The sequence below is a fragment of the Blautia sp. MSJ-36 genome (assembly GCF_018917985.1).
Taxonomy (GTDB): domain Bacteria; phylum Bacillota; class Clostridia; order Lachnospirales; family Lachnospiraceae; genus Blautia_A.
The window spans coordinates 1-1,329 of the sequence record NZ_JAHLPQ010000063.1 but is presented as its reverse complement, the minus strand read 5'-3'; the positions used below and the strand labels follow the sequence as shown (position 1 = coordinate 1,329).

The window sequence follows — 1,329 nt, the reverse complement described above, 5'->3', positions numbered from 1 at the left end:
CTATAAATGAGCAAATTTAAAAAATTGCACAAAACTACACTGCGAATTTCATAAATGAATCAAAATCATTGCTTTCCTTTGCGCATTGAAAAAGATAACGATACTTTTCCAGCTGAATGGTATCACAGATTTCGTGATATCCAGTTTCAAACGAACAGAACCTACCAGTACCCACTGCACACATGAAATGTGCCAGTGACATAAGTAGCCAGTACCTTTTGATTCCCTGTGCAGAGCGTATCTGATAGCTGTCCAGTGCCAGTTTATCCTTACACTGGCGGAAAAATACTTCAATCGGCCATCGACACACATACCAGGAAAGAATCTCCTGTGTAGACAGGGCTGCGTTTGTACTGATGAAAGCACGCAATGCTTTGGGATTACCAAATGCTTTTTCCGGATAACTCAAAAGAACTACCGCATTTTCTATGCCGTTGAGGTTTCCCTCGTACCGGTACACATAATAGTTTCGTTTTTTGACTGTCACAAGGTCAAATTCACGATGTGTAACAGACAATTCGGCGGCCAGTTCACGAAGTTTCTTTTTCATTCCCGATGGATACAGCAAACGGTTTGTTTTCAAAGCACCGATGGTATGGAACCCTCTCTGTGCAAAGGTATTGATTATCTTTTCAGAAACATACCAGCAGTCGCAAAGAAAATAGGACATTACCGGTGGAACAGGCAGCTCCTTTGCAATGCTTTGTACAATGTCAATCTTGGAAATTGACTTATTGTACATTACAAAAGCATAGTTCAGAACAATGCCATTGCAGGAAAGCATAACAGCAACTGCCTGATGCCCGTAATCCGGTTTTCCCTTTAAATGGGATTGGTGAAAATACGCATCTTCAATCGGATGTAAAGCCTGTGACGAAGGCTTTGTCTTTGAAGCAATCGTATCGTCCACAATACAGAGAACAGGTTTTCCGGTGCGTGCTGCTTCTGAATAAATAATCTCAATGACAGAGCATTTTAACGTATCTGAAAGTAAGGAATCATCCCATTTTCCGGAATTGAGGAAATGGGCAATCGTAGTTCTGTGGCAGGAACTGTTTTTAGCAAAGTCCGTGGTTTTTCCATGATATCCTGAAATGAAAATACTGATTAGGATACTCATAAGATGGTTTATTACTCGGTTCGAATAAAATTTGCATAAGTTTAATTTTTTAAACTGGTTGTATATGAATGAGGAATGATGTATAGTATTTGCGAGAGACACCTTCTTTCGTAAATGTTGCAAATGTTTGTTTTGGCACTTTCATTATACAACACATGGAATCGAGGTGTCTTTCTTTTATGCAAAATCACGAACTTGCTCATTTATAG

At 39.4% G+C, this 1,329-nt stretch carries 1 protein-coding gene; it reads right to left on the bottom strand.

Translation table 11 applies throughout. The annotated features are described in order from the left end of the window. Window positions 1–34 precede the first annotated feature (34 nt). The gene (locus KQI39_RS17110; RefSeq protein WP_423229998.1) at window positions 35–1,222 is read right to left on the bottom strand and encodes an IS701 family transposase; all 1,188 of its coding nucleotides are present in this window, start codon (window positions 1,220–1,222) and stop codon (window positions 35–37) included. Between the last annotated feature and the right edge of the window lie 107 nt (window positions 1,223–1,329).